The organism is Streptococcus sp. E17BB, assembly GCF_041807725.1.
Taxonomy (GTDB): Bacteria; Bacillota; Bacilli; order Lactobacillales; family Streptococcaceae; genus Streptococcus; species Streptococcus entericus.
Genome location: NZ_JBGTZC010000024.1, coordinates 1 through 18660, shown reverse-complemented (window position 1 = coordinate 18660; position 18660 = coordinate 1). Strand labels below are relative to the sequence as shown.

Here is an 18660-nt window from a genome sequence, read left to right as displayed (position 1 = left end):
AACGCACGGAGGTTATATAGATGACAGACATTAAAAAAGTATTCAAAGATTTGTATCGCTACCAATGGGTCTATCTGCTGCGAGGACTTATCCTACAGATTTTAGTCGGTACAGTTGGAGGCTACCTCCTGTCGGAAGTCTTTTATCTCGTTCTACTTTTGGCAAGGGAAGACCAACTCACCCAGACGAATCTTCTCAGTTTGCTGAAAAGTCCTTGGGCTGTGCTTGGCTGTATCGGATACCTCTTGCTCTTATCTGCTCTTATTTATATTGAATATTCTCTTCTTGTGGACATCATCCGGCGGAAAGATCGTGCTATCAGCTGGTCTTTCAGGCGATTTATGAGACGTTGCCGCGATTTTTTGAAAACCATCTCTGGTTTCCAAATACTCTTTTTTCTAGGTTATATCATCTTAACTATGCCACTTGTCCAGTGGTTGCTTTCATCAACCTTACTAGATGGTGTCCGTATTCCTTACTTTATCACTGACGAATTGCTCAAACAGCCCAAAACCGCCCTGCCCCTCATCATCGGCGGAATTGGTCTTTATTACATCAATTTGAGACTAATTTACACCTTGCCGCTGACTATCGTCCGTTTCCAGACACGTTTCTGGGATAATCTGACGGCCAGTTGGCAGTTAACTAAGGGCAAAAGCTGGCAATTGCTTATAACACTCAGCCTCCTAGCCCTTCCATTAGCTTTTCTAGCCGCTCTTATTTTAACCTTGTTCTTTTTCTTTATCGAACTCACAGGAACAGGACTGCTATCTAAAAGCCTGCAATGGCTACTTGTCACCTTTATCTGGGGAGCTAGCTTGGCTTTGACCATGATGTCAAAACTCACCATTTTATCTTATTTACTCACCCAACTTGAAAAGCATCATCTGCATACATCTTACGAAGACCTGCCAAAAATCCCACGTCGCAGACGCTGGGTAGCCCTAACGCTAATTTTTCTCATCGGCCTCAGTCAATTTGTTGTTAACTATGACCGCCTGTCTTATAATCCCTACAACAAAGCGATAGAAACTATTGCTCACCGGGGCGATGTCAATAAAGGCGTTGAAAATTCTATTGAAGCCCTGGTCGGTGCAGCTGAAGCTCAAGTGGACTATGTGGAAATGGATATTATCCTAAGCAAGGATAAACAATTTATCGTCAGTCACGACAATGATTTACGCCGTCTAACCGGTCAGTCAATCAGTATTAGCGATAGCACAGCTAAAGAGTTGGTTGGTTTGCCAATTTCACAAGACGACTTTAAGAGCCAGTTAGTTGATTTTGACACCTATGTTGCTAAAGCCAAGGAGCTAAACACCAAACTGATGGTCGAGCTCAAACCCTATGGCAAAGAGCAAGCAGACTATGCCCAGCTCATCGTTGAAACGTTTAAACGCCTCGGCATCACCAAAGACTATAAACTCATGTCTTTGGATTGGGACTTGATTCGCTCCATTGAAATCCTGGCGCCTGAGATTGAAACAGGCTACATCATTCCCTTGCAATTTGGTTACTTAGCTGGAGAGGGAGTTGATTTCCTCTTAATTGAAGATTTTTCCTACCGAGATAGACTAGTTTGGGAAGCCCGATGGCGACAGCAAGAACTCTACGTTTGGACCATCAATCGCGAAGCCCAGATGCAGCATTACCTCCAGACACCGATTGCTGGAATGATTACAGACCATCCTGAATTGGTCAATGATACCAAGAAAGATTTGGAAAAAAATAACCAATTTGTTGATCGCTTATTGCGACTCTTAAACTAAAGGCTTAACACGAGGAGAAGACTCAGTCAAGAACCTGCAGGTGCTTGATTGGTCTTCTTTTCTCATTGTTACCGTTCGGTGCAAGCAGAAGTCGTTGCTCTGTTGATGATATGAGGAGGCTAACACCTCCTAACACCAGCAAATCTCATGAATACCGCCTGAGACAAGTTCAAAATTGACAGACCATTTTGTTTCTCTAGTTACTGAAACCACCGTGTCTTGAAGACCAATGCAAAAGGCCAGGAACAGTTGTCCTAGCCTCATTTTCTACGGATAAACAGCGTTACTGCCTCGTTCATCTAGTCGTCTAAAGTAATAAACGACACTACCGCTCGCCTTATAACGCTCAAAACCTGCTTGTGCCAACTCTTCTTTTAGCGCTGCTTCTCTTTTCTTATCAATCTTGACCAACAGCTTACCCGTGAAATGGTAAGAGACTGCTGTTTTTGGCCAATGATCATCAGCTAAGACCTCGATTTTGACGTCTTTTAACTGGGTGTTTGACTGACCAAACGTGGTGACAAGGAGTAAGTTGGGCTCAAAGGCTCGGTTTATCTGACGAAAAGAACCATGTTGATAAACCTCGGCAGGTACAACCACCATCAACTGTGCCGAACCAAAGTCATGATGACTCGTCAAGCTCATCGGACTGACCTTACCTGGTTTGTCGATTTGGTGAGCAAAACTGACTGATGGCAGTAGAAACAAAAGTAGCATAAAAAGGAGTTTTAGGGGGAATCGTTTCTTCATCGCGACCTCCTTACCAGTTGCTATTAAGTATAAAAATGGCATCTGTAATCATCTCACCAGCCACATGAATGGCTTGAGCGATAATGATAGCACCTATAAGAATCGCTACTGAAATAATGAGTGCATCAATATGTTTCTTCATACGAATCCCTCCTGTTTGCTGAACATCTCGACGGTCGCAAGGCGTTTGCTCTGCTCTATTGCTCTATTGCTCTATTGCTCTGAAAGTACCTCTTTGTCTTTATTTTTATAGTTAGAAGCATTGCCTTCAAACTGATTTACAAATTTATTATACCATAAAAAGAAACCGCTATCAACAAAATGCGTCATCTTCTCTTTTACATTTTACAAAAATAGGAGTATAATTTTTAAGCGAGGTAAGTTTATGAAACAATACAACAAATCATCTAAATTAGAACATGTCGCTTACGACATTCGTGGTCCTGTCCTTGATGAGGCCAACCGTATGCGGGCTAATGGTGAGCGAATTTTACGGTTGAATACTGGTAATCCAGCCGAATTCGGCTTCACCGCTCCTGATGAGGTCATTCGTGACCTCATTCGCAATGCCCGTCAGTCAGAAGGCTATTCCAATTCCAAGGGGATTTTCTCTGCCCGCAAGGCAATCATGCAGTATTGCCAGCTCAAGCATTTCCCAAATATTGACGTGGATGATATCTATATCGGAAACGGGGTCTCTGAGCTCATCACCATGTCCATGCACGCGCTCTTGGACAATGGGGATGAGGTATTGGTGCCGATGCCAGATTACCCTCTGTGGACAGCTTCTGTCAGTCTGGCAGGAGGACATGCCGTTCACTATATTTGCGACGAACAGGCCGAGTGGAACCCTGACATTGACGACATCAAGAGCAAGATTTCTGACCGCACCAAGGCCATCGTCCTCATCAATCCCAATAACCCAACAGGAGCCTTGTATCCCAAGGAACTTCTTGAAGAGATTGTGGAAATCGCGCGCCAGCACGAGCTGATTATCTTCTCAGACGAGATTTACGATCGTATGGTCTTTGACGGTCTGGAGCACACACCGATTGCCAGTCTGGCACCAGATGTCTTTGTCGTGACCATGAATGGTCTCTCCAAATCCCACCGTATCTGCGGCTTCCGTGTGGGTTGGATGGTTCTATCTGGTCGCAAGGACCACGTCAAGGGCTACATTGAAGGGCTCAATATGATGTCTAACATGCGACTTTGCTCCAACGTCCTTGCTCAGCAGGTAGTGCAAACCTCTCTGGGTGGCTACCAATCAGTGGATGAGTTGCTAAAGCCTAGCGGTCGCCTTTACGAGCAACGTGAATTCATCACCAGGGCTATCAATGCTATTCCTGGACTGTCTACCGTTAAGCCAAAGGCAGGACTCTATGTCTTTCCAAAGATTGACCGAGACATGTACCGGATTGAGGACGATGAACAATTTGTCCTAGAGTTTTTGAAGCAAGAAAAAGTCATGCTTGTGCATGGTCGGGGCTTCAACTGGAAAGACCCAGACCACTTCCGCATTGTCTACTTGCCTACCGTCGAAGAACTCGGTGACTTGCAAGAAAAACTCGCTCGCCATCTGAATCGCTACAAACGTTAATAAGACTGGGACAAAGGTCCTAGTCTTTTCATTTTGCTAATATCATTTCACCAAAACACAATTCTTGGTGTATTATCCGTTCTAGGTTCTCTTTGAAACCGCCTCCTGGTTTTTTCCTTGTGCCATCTCCTACTGCTTGCTATCTAGACGTCTTGACTGGTAAATATCCGACAACATCTCACTGCCTGAGTTAAGGGCAATTATCAAAATCGTCAAAACAGTAAAAAATTTTCAGATAATTGTTTGCTATTCTTTAACGGCTTTGCTATAATAGAAATGACAAAAAAATAGAAAGAGACCTATCGTGAACTTATTAACGAAAACTCGAAAAATAACAGCCATTCTTCAACGAACTGTCGAACAACTAGACAATGACCTGCCCTACACTGCAATGGCTGGTCAATTAGCTGACATCATTGACTGTAATGCAGCGATTATTGATAGTAAAGGACATTTTCTAGGTTACCGTCTTAATTATAAGGCAACTAATGACCGAGTTGAGGAATTTTTTGAAACCAATCAACTGCCAGAAATTTATATTAGAGCAGTATCTCGTGTCTATGAGACCTTGGCCAATATCCCTGTTTCTGATGAATTAACCATCTTTCCTATGGATGCCCAAGATGTCTATCCTGACGGTCTAACTACCCTATCTCCGATTTATGGTGGCGGGAGCCGATTAGGAACCCTCTTTATCTGGAGAAATGATAAACCGTTTACCGATGAGGATTTAATTTTAGCGGAACTAGCGGCGACTGTTGTTGGGACACAGCTACTGAACCTACAAAACGAAAAGATGGAGGAAACCATTCGTCAAGAAACTGCTGTTACCATGGCGGTCAACACTCTGTCTTACTCCGAAACAAAAGCTGTTTCAGCTATTTTGACTGAACTAGGTGGCACAGAAGGGCGCTTAACTGCTTCTGTTATCGCTGATCGTATCGGCATTACCCGCAGTGTGATTGTTAATGCTCTTCGTAAGCTAGAAAGCGCAGGGATTATCGAAAGTCGCTCTCTCGGCATGAAAGGAACCTACATTAAAGTTCTCAATACCGGTATTTTTGATCATTTGGAGAATTAAGCAAAATGGCTAAAGCTTTGATTTGCATTGATTATACCGTTGATTTTGTAGCTGATGAGGGGAAGTTAACTGCAGGAAAGCCTGCCCAAGCTATTGAGCAGGCGATGTCTCGCTCCGTTCAAACCGCCTATAATCGGGGAGATTATGTTTTCTTTGCGATTGACTGTCATGATGACAACGATCACTTTCACCCTGAATCAAGACTTTTTCCCCCACATAGCATCAAGGGGACTGCGGGGCGTCGTCTCTACGGTCAGTTACATGACGTTTTTCAAACTATCAAAACCTCCGACCGTGTCTTCTGGTTAGACAAACGTCACTACTCTGCATTTTCCGGCACGGACTTAGATATTCGGCTAAGGGAGCGGGGCGTGACAACTGTCATTCTAACAGGTGTCTTAACTGATATTTGTGTCCTTCATACGGCAATCTCAGCCTATAATCTTGGTTATCAGATCGAAATTATCGCTGACGCTGTTGCCACACTTGACCAAAATCGACAAGAATGGGCATTGGCTCATTTCGAGACCGTTCTTGGGACAACTGTGACAACCTTATAAACGCCTATCTCTGAATCTCTATTGCAAATCAACTGACTAAGGTTCTGATACTTCTCTATCCTTGTATCAAATAACACCAGTTGGTGCTTAGATGAACAGCTAAATAATTAAAAGTAAATATCTATTAAAAATAGCAACTAGCTATTTTTAATTTTGGTCAACAGTTGGGAGCGCCATACATATAGATAGGACTCATGTTAAATAAAAGACCATCAAAAATAACTGACCAAAGGTAGCGTTTGAAGGCATACTACCCTTGGTCAGTTTTCATTTGTCATCTAGTTGTTCAACTGGATTAGATCCTGATGTTAACCTTTGTTTTTAGGAGATAGTTTTTCGACGTCTCTCAAGGTGAACACCCCAAGAATTGTCATGAGCAAGCCGACAAAAATTTCTGGTGGCGACTGCATCACTTTTATAAGCCCTAAAACTCCTAAAACCAAGCAGAGGGCTAGCACACCGACAACCAGTACGGTATTTAGCGTTCCCTTAATCGTCTTCGGTGCAGCAAAAATATAGTAGATAGCTAGTAATACGCCAACAATGAGATAAAACACCGCGACCTCCCTAGCTTACTCAGCTGCTAATTTTTTCTTTTTCGCTGCCTTATCACGCTCTGCTTTGTTGAGCACTTGTTTACGTAGGCGAATAGACTCAGGGGTAACTTCCATGTACTCGTCGTCGTTGAGGAATTCAAGAGATTCTTCCAAGGTCAAAATACGTGGGGTTTTAATCACAGCTGTCTGGTCTTTGGTTGCTGAACGGACGTTGGTCATCTGTTTGGCTGTGGTGATGTTCACCGTCAAATCGTTGTCGCGTGAATTTTCCCCGATAATCATACCTTCGTAGACTTCCGTGCCTGGGTTAACAAAGATTGTTCCGCGCTCCTCAATCCTCATGATGGAGTAGGTCGTTGCCTTCCCTTGGTCGATAGAGACGAGAGCACCACGGTGGCGACCGCCAATCTCACCAGCAACCATCGGCAGGTATTGGTCAAAGGTGTGGTTCATAATCCCGTAACCACGGGTCATGGATAGGAACTCGGTTGAAAAACCAATCAAGCCACGAGCTGGAATGAGGAAAATCAGACGCGTCTGACCGTTACCGACCATCTGCATGTCCAACATATCCCCTTTGCGCTCAGACAGGGCTTGGATAATAGCGCCTTGATACTCTTCTGGGGTGTCGATTTGTACGCGTTCAAAGGGTTCGCATTTGACACCGTCAATCTCCTTGATAATCACTTCTGGTCGAGAGACTTGAAGTTCATAGCCCTCACGACGCATGGTTTCAATGAGGATGGAAAGGTGCAACTCACCACGTCCAGACACCGTCCACTTGTCAGGTGAATCAGTTGGCTCCACGCGCAGGGAAACATCCGTTTGAAGCTCAGCCAAGAGGCGTTCTTCCAATTTACGAGAGGTCACCCATTTACCTTCACGACCTGCAAATGGTGAATTGTTGACAAGGAAGGTCATCTGAAGGGTCGGCTCATCGATGCGAAGCACTGGCAGGGCTTCAACTGCATCTGTCGGCGTCACTGTTTCTCCGACAAAGATGTCCTCCATCCCTGAAACAGCAATCAAATCCCCCGCTTTAGCTTCTTGGATTTCCTTGCGCTCTAAGCCGAAGAAACCAAAGAGCTTGGTCACACGGAAGTTCTTGGTCGTGCCATCGAGCTTAGACAGGGTCACTTGGTCACCGACCTTAACCGTACCACGGAAGACACGACCGATACCGATACGACCAACAAAGTCGTTGTAATCAAGGAGCGATACTTGGAACTGGAGTGGCTCGTCAGAATTATCCACTGGTGCTGGGATATGCTCGATGATGGTATCAAAGAGGTGGCTCATGGTCTTTTCTTGATCCGCAGGATCATCTGATAAGGATGTTGTCCCGTTGATGGCTGACGCATAGACAACTGGAAATTCCAGCTGATCATCGTCAGCGCCAAGTTCGATGAAGAGTTCCAAGACTTCATCGACAACTTCTGCTGGACGAGCAGATGGTTTGTCAATCTTGTTAACCACCACAATCGGTGTCAAATCTTGTTCCAGAGCTTTCTTCAACACAAAACGAGTCTGAGGCATGGTACCCTCGTAAGCATCAACAACCAGCACAACACCATCAACCATTTTCATGATCCGCTCAACCTCACCGCCGAAGTCCGCGTGACCTGGGGTGTCCATGATATTGATACGCACATCATTATAAGCAACAGCTGTGTTTTTTGCCAAAATAGTGATGCCACGCTCTTTTTCGATGTCATTTGAATCCATAGCCCGCTCCGACAACTCTGTCCGCGCATCGAGGGTCTGGGATTGCTTGAGCAACTCATCTACCAAGGTTGTCTTTCCGTGGTCAACGTGGGCGATGATGGCAATGTTTCTAATATCTGTACGTAAAGTGGTCATAATTTCCTCTTTTTTCTAGTTTAACTGAACCATTATAGCATACTTTTTGGGAAATAGCAGAGCTGATGATGGTGTAAATGTTTTCATTCTTTTTAAAATAGGCAAGAATAAAGGCTTCCTTGATAAAAACATAAGTACATAACGATTAGTACAGTTTGAGAACAGGCATAAAGCTAAAGCCAAAATACCTAATCCAACTAAACTCTCCCCGCTTCTTCTTAGCAGCGAAACTGGTCCAAGAATACACAAAAAATCCCCAACTGAGGATTTTTTTATTTTATTTCACCTTGCCATTCCAATAATCAAAGCCGTCACTTAACACATAAATATCTGTGAAGCCTGATTTTTTAAGGATAAGAGCCGCACGACCTGCCGCTTGCCCTCTGGCCCCCTCATAGATGAGGACAGGCTTGTTTTTACGAAGAGCTGGTAAAGAAGCTTCAAACTGAGCTTTTGGCAGCATTGGAAAATTTCTCGCCCCTAAAATATGCTTTTGTTGGAAAAGTTTTGGGTCACGTATATCAATCAGTTGCCCGCCTGCACGAATCAGCTCTTGAAAGGTAGCATTCGATACATAGTTAGCTGCCTTTTTTAGTCGGAAGTAGTTCCAAATAATGTAGGCAATCAAGACAAGAACAAGTAACCATGCAGCTACCGTTATCATAACATCAGACATAGCTCCTCCTTATGCTGTTACAAACTGACTAGCCAAGCTGGCTGCCCCGATAATGCCCGCATCGTTACCCAGCTCTGCTATTTTCAAAACAGTTGACTGACGTACCTGTGGGAAGGTAAAGCACACAAAATACTTCTCAATCCGAGCGCGCAAGAACTCACCAGCAGCAGATACCCCACCACCGAAGACCACGGCATCAGGGTTTAAAATGTTAGAGATGTTGGCCGCTGCCAGCCCTAGATAGAAGCCGACCTGCTCCACCACGCTATCTGCGAAAGCATCTCCAGCCTCAGCTGCCACAAAAATATCCTTGCTGGTTACCTCGTCTCCGTTGTCAATCGCCGCTTTAATACTGGAGTCACCCTCATAACTCTCTGCCAAAAGACGAGCGACCCGAACAACTCCTGTCGCTGAAGCCACCGTTTCCAGGCAGCCACTATTGCCACAAGTACAAGCAAAGCCGACCTCTGGTTCAACAATGATGTGCCCAATCTCGCCACCAGCACCAGCCACACCGTGAATCAGGTTGCCATCAGCAATAATCCCACCGCCAACACCAGTTCCCAGCGTCACAAAAACCACATCTGGCTTATTATCTCCCGCACCAACCCAGCGCTCGCCCAAGGCCGCCACATTGGCATCATTGTCGATGGCAAAGGGGATACCTAGTTCTTGGGCAATAGCAGCCCCCACCGCCTGAGTTTTAGCCCAGTTGAGGTTAAAGGCTCCTGTCACCGTTTTTTGTTCACGATCCACTGCACCTGGGGATCCCATGCCAATGCCTGCGATGTCTGAGGGTTTCATCCCGTACAGTTCCAAACGGTGCTTGATAGACGCGATAATGTCAGGGACAATATGGCGCCCTTCCTCCAGAATATTGGTCTCAATGGCCCATTTTTCCTGTACCTGACCGTCTAAGGTCAGAATACCAAACTTCACCGTTGTACCACCAAGGTCAATCCCAATCAATTTCTTAGCCATGTTTGTTCTCCTCACGTTCTATCTCGATCTTGTGTTCTCGTCGTAAAATCAACTGAGCCAGCAGATACTCCTCACGCGCCACTAACTCCTGATCATAAAGCCGTTTGAGCTCAATCTGCATGACCTCAATGTCATAAAGACGTTTACCCATGTAGATAATCAGCCCAAAACGTTTGAGCAATTGCTGCACATCGTAGAGTGTTTTCATAGGGCTATTGTAGCAAAAATACGGCTATTTTTCAAGAGTAGATAAGGCGTTTACAACCTATTCTGCCATTTTATGGTACAATAGAAAAAAGGAGTTAAAGGACACATCATGCCACAGCATATCATCGCTCAAATCGAATCTTGTCTCGATGACATGACTCGTCTCGAACAAGACATTGCCTCTTATTTTTTAGATGCTCAAAACAAACATTACGACCTTAGCTCAGCTGCTGTTAGTCAGCAGCTCCACGTCTCTCCTGCAGCTCTCACCAGATTTGCTCAAAAGTGTGGCTTTAAGGGCTATCGTGAATTTATTTTTGAATACGAAAATTCGCAAAAGCATCTGGATAGCCAGTTCCAACATATTCACCGTGACTTAACCAAACGCGTGCTGGTCGACTACAAAGAGATTGTCGACATGACAAATGCCTTGGTTGACGAGGATAAGTTGGAACGAGTAGCTCATCTTTTGGACAAGGCTAGCCGTGTTTATTTTTACGGCATCGGTAGCTCTGGTTTAGTAGCGCGCGAGACCAAACTACGGTTCACTCGTCTAGGACTCGTCTGCGATGCGATAACGGATGCCGATAACATGGTCTGGACGAACAGCATCTTAGATGAAACGTGTCTAGTCTTTGCCCTGTCCTTGACCGGACAAACTCAGTCTATCCTCAATTCTTTGGAGATTGCTGCCAAAAAGGGAGCTAAGACTGTGCTCATTTCCACACAAAATCCTGATGGTTTTGTCTTTGACGAACACGTTGCCGTTGCTTCTGTACGACACCTTAACTACGGCAACCGTATTTCACCGCAGTTGCCTCTACTGATGATGATCGACATCATCTATGCTTACTACCTGTCTATTGATAAGACAACCAAAGAGACTATCTTTAAGGATACTTTGGTAGACGATAACAATCTCCGCTAGTTTTCTAGCGGAGACTTATTTTATCGCCGAATAATCCTTGAGCCAAAGATAAAATCATAGATGTAATCGTTAACTTTGACGTTCAAAGCTTCGTGACCATACTCAGGCAAGATTTTCATATCTTTTTGGCAAGGCAACCGATTATAAATCGCAAATTGGGTGGATGGTGGGCAGATTTCATCTTCCAAACCAACAACAAAGGCTACTGGGCAGGTGATTCGATGAGCTAAGTTTTTGATGTCGATGTAAGATAAGTTAGCTAAGAAATCATGTTCTGTCTCATGGAATGGATCTGAAAACTTGAAGTAACGGAAAAGTTCATTGTAAGGTTCGCTGTTATCACCTAACTCTAAAATCCGTTTAAAATCAGATAAGAATGGGTAAATTGAGGCTGTTTTTGTGATTTTAGGATTGAGAGCTGCTGCAACAAGCGCCAATGCCCCACCCTGAGACGCTCCATAGCTAACAAGAGTTGAGTCATCAACAAATTCCTGAGCCGCAATGATGTTGACCAGTTGGTAAACATCCAGGTAGATGTCTTTATAAAAGAGTTTGTGCGGTCCTTCCAAAGCTCCTCGAATCACCTGACCTTTGACCGTCATGCCGTCGAATTGACCATGGTCAACAGACCGTCCAGCTTGCCCGCGGACGTCCATATAGACCACACCATAACCAGCAGCAACAAATTTCAAACTTTCTGTCCAGTCAGGACTTTGTCCCTGATAGCCGTGGAAGTAAAAGAGGACAGGCACTTTTTTATCTGTCTTTGGAAAAATACATTTGGCAAAGACCTGACCACCATTTGTCCCATCAAACCAGAGTTCATAGCAGGTAGCAGACGGCAAGGCAAAATCCTGCTCCACCAATCGGTAGTTAGGCAACTCTGGTAATCTATCTAACTCAGCTTGCCAAAACTCATCAAAATCACTTGGCACCTCATGGCGACCACGATAAGTCTGCATTTCCTGCAAACTCATATTATCAATCATGTTGTCTCTCCTGTATCGTTCATTTTGTTATTGGGTAGAGAAAGCAATCTTACCCTTGTTTTTGCCTAAAATGATAGTAAGCACCTAACATGCCTGCAGCATTTTCATGTTCTGCAAAAGCCAGTCTGGTCTTATCTGCAATACTTGGCACGAGATGTTTCTTCAAGGCAGCAGCAATTTTGTCTTGTAAAAACGCTCTCTGAGCCATAATGCCCCCACCCAGAACAACGACCTCTGGATTAACCACATAGCAGAGATTAGCAATGCCTTGACCCAAATAGTCAACTAATCGATCAATGGCTGCAAGGCAGATCGGGTGACCACTTTTAGCTTCTTCAAAGATACGAAGACCGTTCCACTGGCTAATATCATCTCCTGTGGACTTTGCGACGTCCGCAATCAAGGCTGTCGTTGATGCTAAATCTTGAAAAGCACCATCAGAGATATGTAGGTAACCAATCTCACAGGCAGAATTGCTAAAGCCGTGGAAAATTTTGCCATCAATCAGCAAACTTCCCCCAATACCTGTTCCAATCGTCAGGCAAGCAGCAATCTTTGCGCCCTTAGCAGCTCCGCTATTGGCCTCTGCCAAACCGGCACAGTTAACATCATTTTCTGCTTCGCATGGTAGGCCAAATTCACGTTCAATTGTCGCTTTAAAGGCTGTGCCAGCATAGTTTGGAATCTGAGGTCCTGCATAGAACACCTCTCCCTTATCAGGGTCAATCATGCCAGCTGACGAAATCCCAACACCTACCAATTGGTGTTCCGCTTGATAAGTGGCGACAATCTGTCTGACCTTATCAAGAATAGCTGGCCCACCTAAATGAGCTTCGGTATCAATCTTGTGTTGTTCCAAAATCGTTCCGATATCATCAACTAGCCCATACTTTATCTGAGTGCCACCAATATCAATGGCTACATATTTTGCCATAATATCCCTCCATCTAAAAAGGGACGAAGATGCTACCGACCTCCGACCCTGCTTTATTACCTTATCTTAACAAAATTTTGCCTTCGCAGCACGAATTAACTCGGCTGCTTTGTGAACAAGATCTTTGTCCTCTTCAACAACAGGAGCTAGCGGTGAGCGTACTGAACCCAGCTCTAGACCCTCAAGTTCTTTCAGAACAGCTTTAATAACAGCATACATGCTACCACGTCCGACAACTAAATGACCGATAATATTGTTAATCTCATACTGCAATGACTTAGCTGTTTCAAGGTCGCCTTGAGCAATTAACTCATCAAGTTTCAAGAAAAGTTCTGGCATAGCACCGTAGGTACCGCCAATACCACCAGCAGCACCCATCAGACGACCGCCAAGGAACTGCTCATCTGGACCGTTAAAGACCAATTTACCTGGAGCTAAGCTGTTAAAGATTTCAATATCTTGAACAGGCATAGAAGAGTTCTTCACACCGATGACACGAGGATTGTCAAGCATGGTACGGTACAAGGTTGGCGTCAAAGCTACACCAGCCAGTTGTGGAATATTGTAGATGATGAAGTCTGTGTTAGGCGCTGCATCACTAATGGCATTCCAATAAGCAGCGATAGCATGATCCGGCAAACGGAAATAAATCGGTGGAATAGCTGCAATGGCATCAACCCCCAATTCTTCTGAATGCTTAGCTAATTCAATAGAATCTTTAGTACTATTGCAAGCCACATGGTTGATGATGGTCAGCTTGCCTTTTGCAACAGCCATTACATTTTCCAGCACCAGCTTACGATCGGCCACACTTTGGTAGATACATTCGCCAGATGAACCGTTCACGTACAGTCCTTTGACACCCTTGTCAATAAAGTACTGGGTCAAAGCACGCACACCCTCGGGACTGACCTCACCAGCTTCATCGTAAGCGGCGTAGAATGCAGGAATAATACCGTAGTATTTGCTCAAATCTGACATAACTGTCTCCTTTTCTTTTCAGGTCATGGCAGAGCCACAACCAAATTTAGTGTTATTCTACTACTCTGGGTAGCAATTCAAATATGTTGTTTAATAATCAGGCTGTTAACCAGCTTACTTTCATTTTATCCCTTTTAGGAGGTTTTTCAAGAGTATTTCCCTATTTAGATTATAGTTTCTCGATTTAAGCCATTTCATCAGTTTCTGAAAAGAATTTCATATCGTCTAACGAACTGAGCGCTCAAAAATCTTTGTCATGATTAACATGTGCCCGTAAACCAGACTAGAGCAACCAATAATAAGAAGGAAAGCACACCCAAATACCAAGCCATAGGCTGAACTTGTCATCAGAAGTCCTAGTAGCCCAAGTACCACCAAGAGGAGTAGACTCCACTGGCCATTGATACCCGCTAGCAGGAAACTTTTGATGTAAAGGTCTTTCATCCTAAGTTCATACTGGGCTGCCACGGGATAGACGTATAGATGGAGCATCACTGATAGAAAAAGTACCGCATAGGCAACAATGGTCATCAGGGTAACCGGAAAGCCTTCGAACCCTTGAATGAGCCACAAATCCACAAGTGCCATACTTGTCACCAAAATTTCGACTAGACCAAGGAACAGCCCTTGTTTCCAGTTTTGACGGACATGCTTCCAATAACTAGACAGAAGTGACAAGCGCCCTCTTTCCCTTAGTTCTGTTGCAGTGGCATAAAGAGCCAGTTTTCCAATTCCTAGTGTAACGATAGGTAAACAGGTCAAGACAAAAAGAATGTTCAACAAGAGTAAATCGAAGAGACGTTCTGCCGCTCGCATAAACCCATTATCCAAGCCAAAAACAGCTTTCATCATTTCCCTAGATTTACTCATGTTTTCCTCCTACATTGCTACCATTTTTTGTTCGATGTCCATGCAACAAACTCAGTGATTAGTCAATCAAAATTTTAATCACGCCTTTTTTGACCTGGTAACCAGCCTTACCTAATTGACTAGGCTGATGGTACTCGCCAGGATAAACCATAATAAAGGTTTGCCCATCTAATTCAAAGTCAAGACCCACTGATGAGCGAATCAAACCAAAATCGTCTGCTTCATTAAATGGTTGAAGATCTGCGTCGACCGTCCGAGTGTAACGGAAGTTCTCATTTCCTGAGACCAGTAATTGCAAGTCCATATACTTGGCGTGGTACTCAAAACTCTCGCTAGGCTCGCTGTTCAGTGTGTTGTCTTGCAAGAGCAAGAATACCTTGTCCCCATCAATGGTATGGCGACCAATTTCCAACTGGCTGAGGTCGGTTTTAAGCAAATAGTCAATCGCCGTATCAATATTAGTATGCAAGCCTTTATAGCGGTCTAGCTTGCTCAAATCATCATAAATCATTTCAAATTCCTCGCTTTTTGACAGAATGAAAGCTGGCTAGCCGCTCTGCTATTATGCAAAGCGTCCAAACCAGCCATAACTCATTAGGTTTAACCTTTAACAGCTCCCATGGTAATCCCCTGAGTGAAGGATTTCTGGAAGATGAGGAAGACCGCCACAATCGGCACTGCAGCCAGAGCAGCACCAGCCATGATTAAACCATAGTTGGTTGCCAGTTCTGCTTGCAATGTGGCAACACCGAGTGAAATGGTCAAATTCTGACGAGAGGTCAGCATAACCAACTGCATGAAGTAATCGTTCCATGAGTTGATAAAGGTGAAAATTGCTAGCGCTGCAAAACCTGGTTTTACAATTGGGAAAGCGACGCTGACGAAGGTTCTGATCTCACCACAGCCATCAATTTTGGCAGATTCTAAGAGCTCAGTTGGGATATTTTCACTAAACTGCTTCATCAAGAAGACACCGAACGGCCAACCAACAAGCGGCAAGATGACAGCAGCTGGCGTATCGTGAATCCCCATAAAGTTGATGATACGAACCAAAGGCACCAAGACAACTTGTTTCGGCAAAGCCATGGCTGCTACAAAGAGAGAGAAGAGTAGCTTTTGTCCATAGAAACGTTTTTTCGCCAGTACATAGCCTGCTAAAGACGAGGTCACACAGACCAAAATCATGGTTGCCAAAGAGATGAACACAGAGTTCCATAGCCACTGCAAGGCAGGGTTTTGAACGGTCAGTTTCTCAAAGTTTTCAAAAGTTGGCGCAGCTGGCCACCATTGCGGCGGAATAACGATGGTATCAGGTTGTGACTTGAACGCCCCTGTCATAATCCAGTAAAATGGGAAAATAAACAGAACCGTCAAGAGCAACAAGATAATACTTGAAATAATACCAAAAGGTGTGAATGCTTTTTTCTGTTTCATACTTGACCTCCTAATATTCCACATCATTACCCAAGAACTTGAACTGGGCAAAACTGATGATGGCAATCAAGACCGCCAAGAAGACACCGATGGTGTTGGCATAGCCAAACTCAGTCAGCTTGAAGGCTTTCTCGTAAAGGTAGTACATTAAGGTACTGGTTGAGTAGTTCGGTCCACCAGATGTCAACAGCTGAATCAAAGCAAAAATCTGGAAGGAGTTAATCGTTGTGATAACTGTAATATATAGGGTAGTCGGCAAGAGGCTTGGCCATTTAATCTGCCAGAAAACCTGAAACTCATTTGCTCCGTCGATACGAGCAGCTTCTACTAAAGAGTTATCAATATTACCCATAGCAGCGATATAGAGAATGATTGGCTGACCAACTGATGTTGTCAACAAAATAATCATAATGGCCAACAGGGCCCACTGCTTATCACCCAGCCAGCTGATGTTCTGTTCAATGATGCCACCGCTCTTCAAAACAAAGTTTAGGATACCTGATAGCGGGTCGTAAATCCATTTCCAAACGACCGTTACAGCTACTGAACCAGTAACGACAGGCAAGAAGAAAACAAACCGATAGAATGAGCGAGAGATGACATTTTTCTCATAAGTCTGTGAGGCCACAAAGAGAGAGAAAAAGACAACAATTGGTACAGACCCCACCACGATGATGAGCGTGTTGATCAAGGATTTAATAAAAACTTCATCATTAAATAAACGAATGTAGTTATCTAAACCAATAAAGGTAAACTCAGTTTGTGTATAACGGAAAAAGCTCGTCACAAAGCCCATAATCATTGGAGCTAACACAAATACTGTAAAGAAGACCAATATCGGTGCGAGAAAGGTATAGGATACAATGGTTTCTCGCATTTTTAATTTATTAACTTGCATAGAAACTCCTCTACTAAGAACTGTAAAATCCCCCATTTTTTCTGTCTTTTGGGGCTGAAAAAGCGGGGGATTTACAATTTCAATTATTTCTTAATTGTCGCATTAGCTTGCTCTGTAAATTCTTTCAAAGCAGCTGCTGGCTCTTTATCACCATTAGATACAGCTTGAAGAGTTGGGAACCACAATGTTCTCATTTCTGCAAAGCCATCAATAGTGTTGTAGTATGGAGAGTAGTACTTAGTCCACTCACTGATTTTTGCCATACGATCATCGTTGTAGAGGCTACCAAATGATGTACGAACAGGGAATGCTCCTGTGCGAACAACGTTCTTAGGTCCCCACTCAGCATCATCAGCGATGAATTGGATAAATTTCTTAGATGCAGCAACTTTAGCATCGTCATTGTTAAAGATTGCAAAACCATTTACAAGGTACTCGAGGTCTGCTTTACCATCTTCTGATGGGAACGGTACTTCTACAACTTCAACCTTAGATGATTCAAGCAATTTAGCTTGCAAACCATTTTGAGCTGGTGCCCAAAGGATAGTGTATGATGTTTGTCCGTTAGCAAAGTTTTGGATATCATCACCACCGTTGTATTGTGAACCATTGAGGATGTAACCTTTATCCATCCAGTCTTTCACGCTAGAGAGAGCCTTGATGAATTGTTCAGAGTCAGTTGTGTATTTAGTGACTTCAGGGTCAGTGATTGATCCACTGTAGAGGTTAGCAAGGAAAGCACGTGTTCCTTGGTCACCACCTTGACCATTGGCAAAGAGTGAACCAGCATTGTAGCCTTTATCTTTGAGGGCTTTGATAACTTTTTCAAAGTCTGCTGTTGTCCAACCATCTTTTACCAAGTCAGCTACACCAGCGTCTTCTAACATTGCCTTGTTAAAGGCCATATAGAATGGTGCAGATGAAATTGGGTACATGTAAGCTGTATCTCCAGCCTTAGACGCTTTAACAATGTTAGGGTCAACGTCTTTTTCAAAATCTGCTGTAAAGAGGTCGTTCAATTCAGCCAACTTACCATTTTTTCCGTAAGTGATGATACGTCCTGGTGCGTCAAAGAGAACATCAGGCGCAGTACCTGCTTCGATAGCTGTTGTGATTTTTTCTGGACCTGAAGCAAAGTCGATGGTTTCCAACTTCACATCAATATCTGGGTTAGCTTTTTCAAATGCATCAATGATTTTTTGCTCGTAAGTACCAGCACCATCGCTTGCATTTTCTTGAGTAAAGACTGGGAATGCCCACCAAGTGATTTCTGTTTTTGCACCACCTGATGCTGCTTCAGACGAAGCTGGTGTTTCTGCAGACTTAGAACCACATGCAGCCAAAGCCAAAACAGCAGTACCAGTCAACAATGACGCCATCAATTTTTTCATTTTCATGAGAAATTCTCCTTAAAAATTTTTTTATTTTTTTACAACGATAATGATAAGGGATTATAGTTTAATCCGTTTGCCGGTCTCAAGGTCAAAGAAATGCCCCTTAGACACATTGAGTGCTAACTCGACAGTTGAGCCTGGTACCAAGTAATCTGTCGCTGAAACGCGTGCAGAGAACTCCTGCTCACCCA

The 18660-nt window shown here is 43.9% G+C and carries 20 protein-coding genes; 5 read left to right on the top strand and 15 right to left on the bottom strand.

The features are described from left to right. Positions 1-20 precede the first annotated feature (20 nt). Positions 21-1769, top strand: coding sequence for a glycerophosphoryl diester phosphodiesterase membrane domain-containing protein (locus ACERC7_RS07085; RefSeq protein ID WP_373666537.1), 1749 nt, complete (start codon positions 21-23; stop codon positions 1767-1769). A gap of 267 nt (positions 1770-2036) precedes the next feature. Here ACERC7_RS07085 and ACERC7_RS07080 read toward each other — a convergent pair whose 3' ends face one another. Both ACERC7_RS07080 and ACERC7_RS07075 read right to left on the bottom strand, forming a co-directional pair. After that, positions 2037-2519 carry a hypothetical protein gene (locus tag ACERC7_RS07080; protein ID WP_373666536.1) on the bottom strand — a complete coding sequence of 161 codons (483 nt, stop codon included), beginning with the start codon at positions 2517-2519 and terminating at the stop codon, positions 2037-2039. Between the two features lie 10 nt (positions 2520-2529). Further along, positions 2530-2661, bottom strand: a complete 132-nt coding sequence (locus ACERC7_RS07075; RefSeq protein ID WP_373658633.1) for a hypothetical protein — start codon at positions 2659-2661, stop codon at positions 2530-2532. A gap of 243 nt (positions 2662-2904) precedes the next feature. On the opposite strand from ACERC7_RS07075, the gene ACERC7_RS07070 reads away from it, so the two are divergent. The 3 genes from ACERC7_RS07070 (at position 2905) to ACERC7_RS07060 (ending at position 5760) form a co-directional block, all read left to right on the top strand. Then, positions 2905-4119, top strand: a complete 1215-nt coding sequence (locus ACERC7_RS07070) for a pyridoxal phosphate-dependent aminotransferase (RefSeq protein ID WP_373666535.1) — start codon at positions 2905-2907, stop codon at positions 4117-4119. 301 nt (positions 4120-4420) lie between these two features. Continuing rightward, positions 4421-5200, top strand: a complete 780-nt coding sequence (gene codY / locus ACERC7_RS07065) for a GTP-sensing pleiotropic transcriptional regulator CodY (protein WP_373666562.1) — start codon at positions 4421-4423, stop codon at positions 5198-5200. 5 nt (positions 5201-5205) lie between these two features. Beyond that, positions 5206-5760, top strand: a complete 555-nt coding sequence (locus tag ACERC7_RS07060) for a cysteine hydrolase family protein (RefSeq protein ID WP_373660040.1) — start codon at positions 5206-5208, stop codon at positions 5758-5760. Positions 5761-6068: 308 nt separating this feature from the next. Here the strand turns inward: ACERC7_RS07060 and ACERC7_RS07055 are convergent, their stop codons facing one another. From ACERC7_RS07055 to ACERC7_RS07035, 5 genes are all read right to left on the bottom strand, one after another. After that, complete coding sequence (locus tag ACERC7_RS07055) at positions 6069-6317, bottom strand: DUF3165 family protein (protein ID WP_373658629.1); 249 nt, start codon at positions 6315-6317, stop codon at positions 6069-6071. A gap of 15 nt (positions 6318-6332) precedes the next feature. Then, entirely contained in the window at positions 6333-8177 is a 1845-nt protein-coding gene (gene typA / locus ACERC7_RS07050; protein ID WP_018367975.1) for a translational GTPase TypA, read from the bottom strand. Positions 8178-8454: 277 nt separating this feature from the next. Then, positions 8455-8853, bottom strand: a complete 399-nt coding sequence (locus tag ACERC7_RS07045; RefSeq protein WP_373666534.1) for a rhodanese-like domain-containing protein — start codon at positions 8851-8853, stop codon at positions 8455-8457. A gap of 9 nt (positions 8854-8862) precedes the next feature. Next, a complete protein-coding gene (locus tag ACERC7_RS07040; protein WP_373666533.1) occupies positions 8863-9834 on the bottom strand; it encodes an ROK family glucokinase in 972 nt (323 codons plus the stop codon). After that, positions 9827-10042, bottom strand: coding sequence for a YqgQ family protein (locus ACERC7_RS07035; protein ID WP_373658618.1), 216 nt, complete (start codon positions 10040-10042; stop codon positions 9827-9829). Before ACERC7_RS07035 ends, ACERC7_RS07040 begins: the two co-directional genes overlap by 8 nt. Before the next feature lie 108 nt (positions 10043-10150). Here ACERC7_RS07035 and ACERC7_RS07030 point away from each other — a divergent pair, with 108 nt between their 5' ends. Then, on the top strand, positions 10151-10969 hold the full coding sequence (locus ACERC7_RS07030) for a MurR/RpiR family transcriptional regulator (protein ID WP_373658617.1): 819 nt from the start codon (positions 10151-10153) through the stop codon (positions 10967-10969). Positions 10970-10989: 20 nt separating this feature from the next. On the opposite strand, the gene ACERC7_RS07025 is transcribed toward ACERC7_RS07030, so the two are convergent. The 8 genes from ACERC7_RS07025 to ACERC7_RS06990 all read right to left on the bottom strand — a co-directional run bounded on the left by ACERC7_RS07025 (position 10990) and on the right by ACERC7_RS06990 (position 18472). Next, a complete protein-coding gene (locus ACERC7_RS07025; RefSeq protein ID WP_373666532.1) occupies positions 10990-11958 on the bottom strand; it encodes an acetylxylan esterase in 969 nt (322 codons plus the stop codon). A 49-nt stretch (positions 11959-12007) separates the two neighbouring features. Continuing rightward, entirely contained in the window at positions 12008-12892 is an 885-nt protein-coding gene (locus ACERC7_RS07020; protein ID WP_373658615.1) for an ROK family protein, read from the bottom strand. A 66-nt stretch (positions 12893-12958) separates the two neighbouring features. After that, positions 12959-13873 carry a dihydrodipicolinate synthase family protein gene (locus tag ACERC7_RS07015; protein ID WP_373660043.1) on the bottom strand — a complete coding sequence of 305 codons (915 nt, stop codon included), beginning with the start codon at positions 13871-13873 and terminating at the stop codon, positions 12959-12961. Between the two features lie 225 nt (positions 13874-14098). Continuing rightward, positions 14099-14743: a DUF624 domain-containing protein gene (locus tag ACERC7_RS07010; RefSeq protein WP_373658613.1), complete on the bottom strand. Its 645-nt coding sequence runs from the start codon at positions 14741-14743 to the stop codon at positions 14099-14101. A 58-nt stretch (positions 14744-14801) separates the two neighbouring features. After that, positions 14802-15254, bottom strand: coding sequence for a YhcH/YjgK/YiaL family protein (locus tag ACERC7_RS07005; RefSeq protein ID WP_018367966.1), 453 nt, complete (start codon positions 15252-15254; stop codon positions 14802-14804). 89 nt (positions 15255-15343) lie between these two features. Further along, the gene (locus ACERC7_RS07000) at positions 15344-16177 is read right to left on the bottom strand and encodes a carbohydrate ABC transporter permease (protein ID WP_373660044.1); all 834 of its coding nucleotides are present in this window, start codon (positions 16175-16177) and stop codon (positions 15344-15346) included. Positions 16178-16187: 10 nt separating this feature from the next. After that, entirely contained in the window at positions 16188-17054 is an 867-nt protein-coding gene (locus ACERC7_RS06995; protein WP_040798436.1) for a carbohydrate ABC transporter permease, read from the bottom strand. A 104-nt stretch (positions 17055-17158) separates the two neighbouring features. Further along, complete coding sequence (locus tag ACERC7_RS06990; protein WP_018367963.1) at positions 17159-18472, bottom strand: ABC transporter substrate-binding protein; 1314 nt, start codon at positions 18470-18472, stop codon at positions 17159-17161. Between the last annotated feature and the right edge of the window lie 188 nt (positions 18473-18660).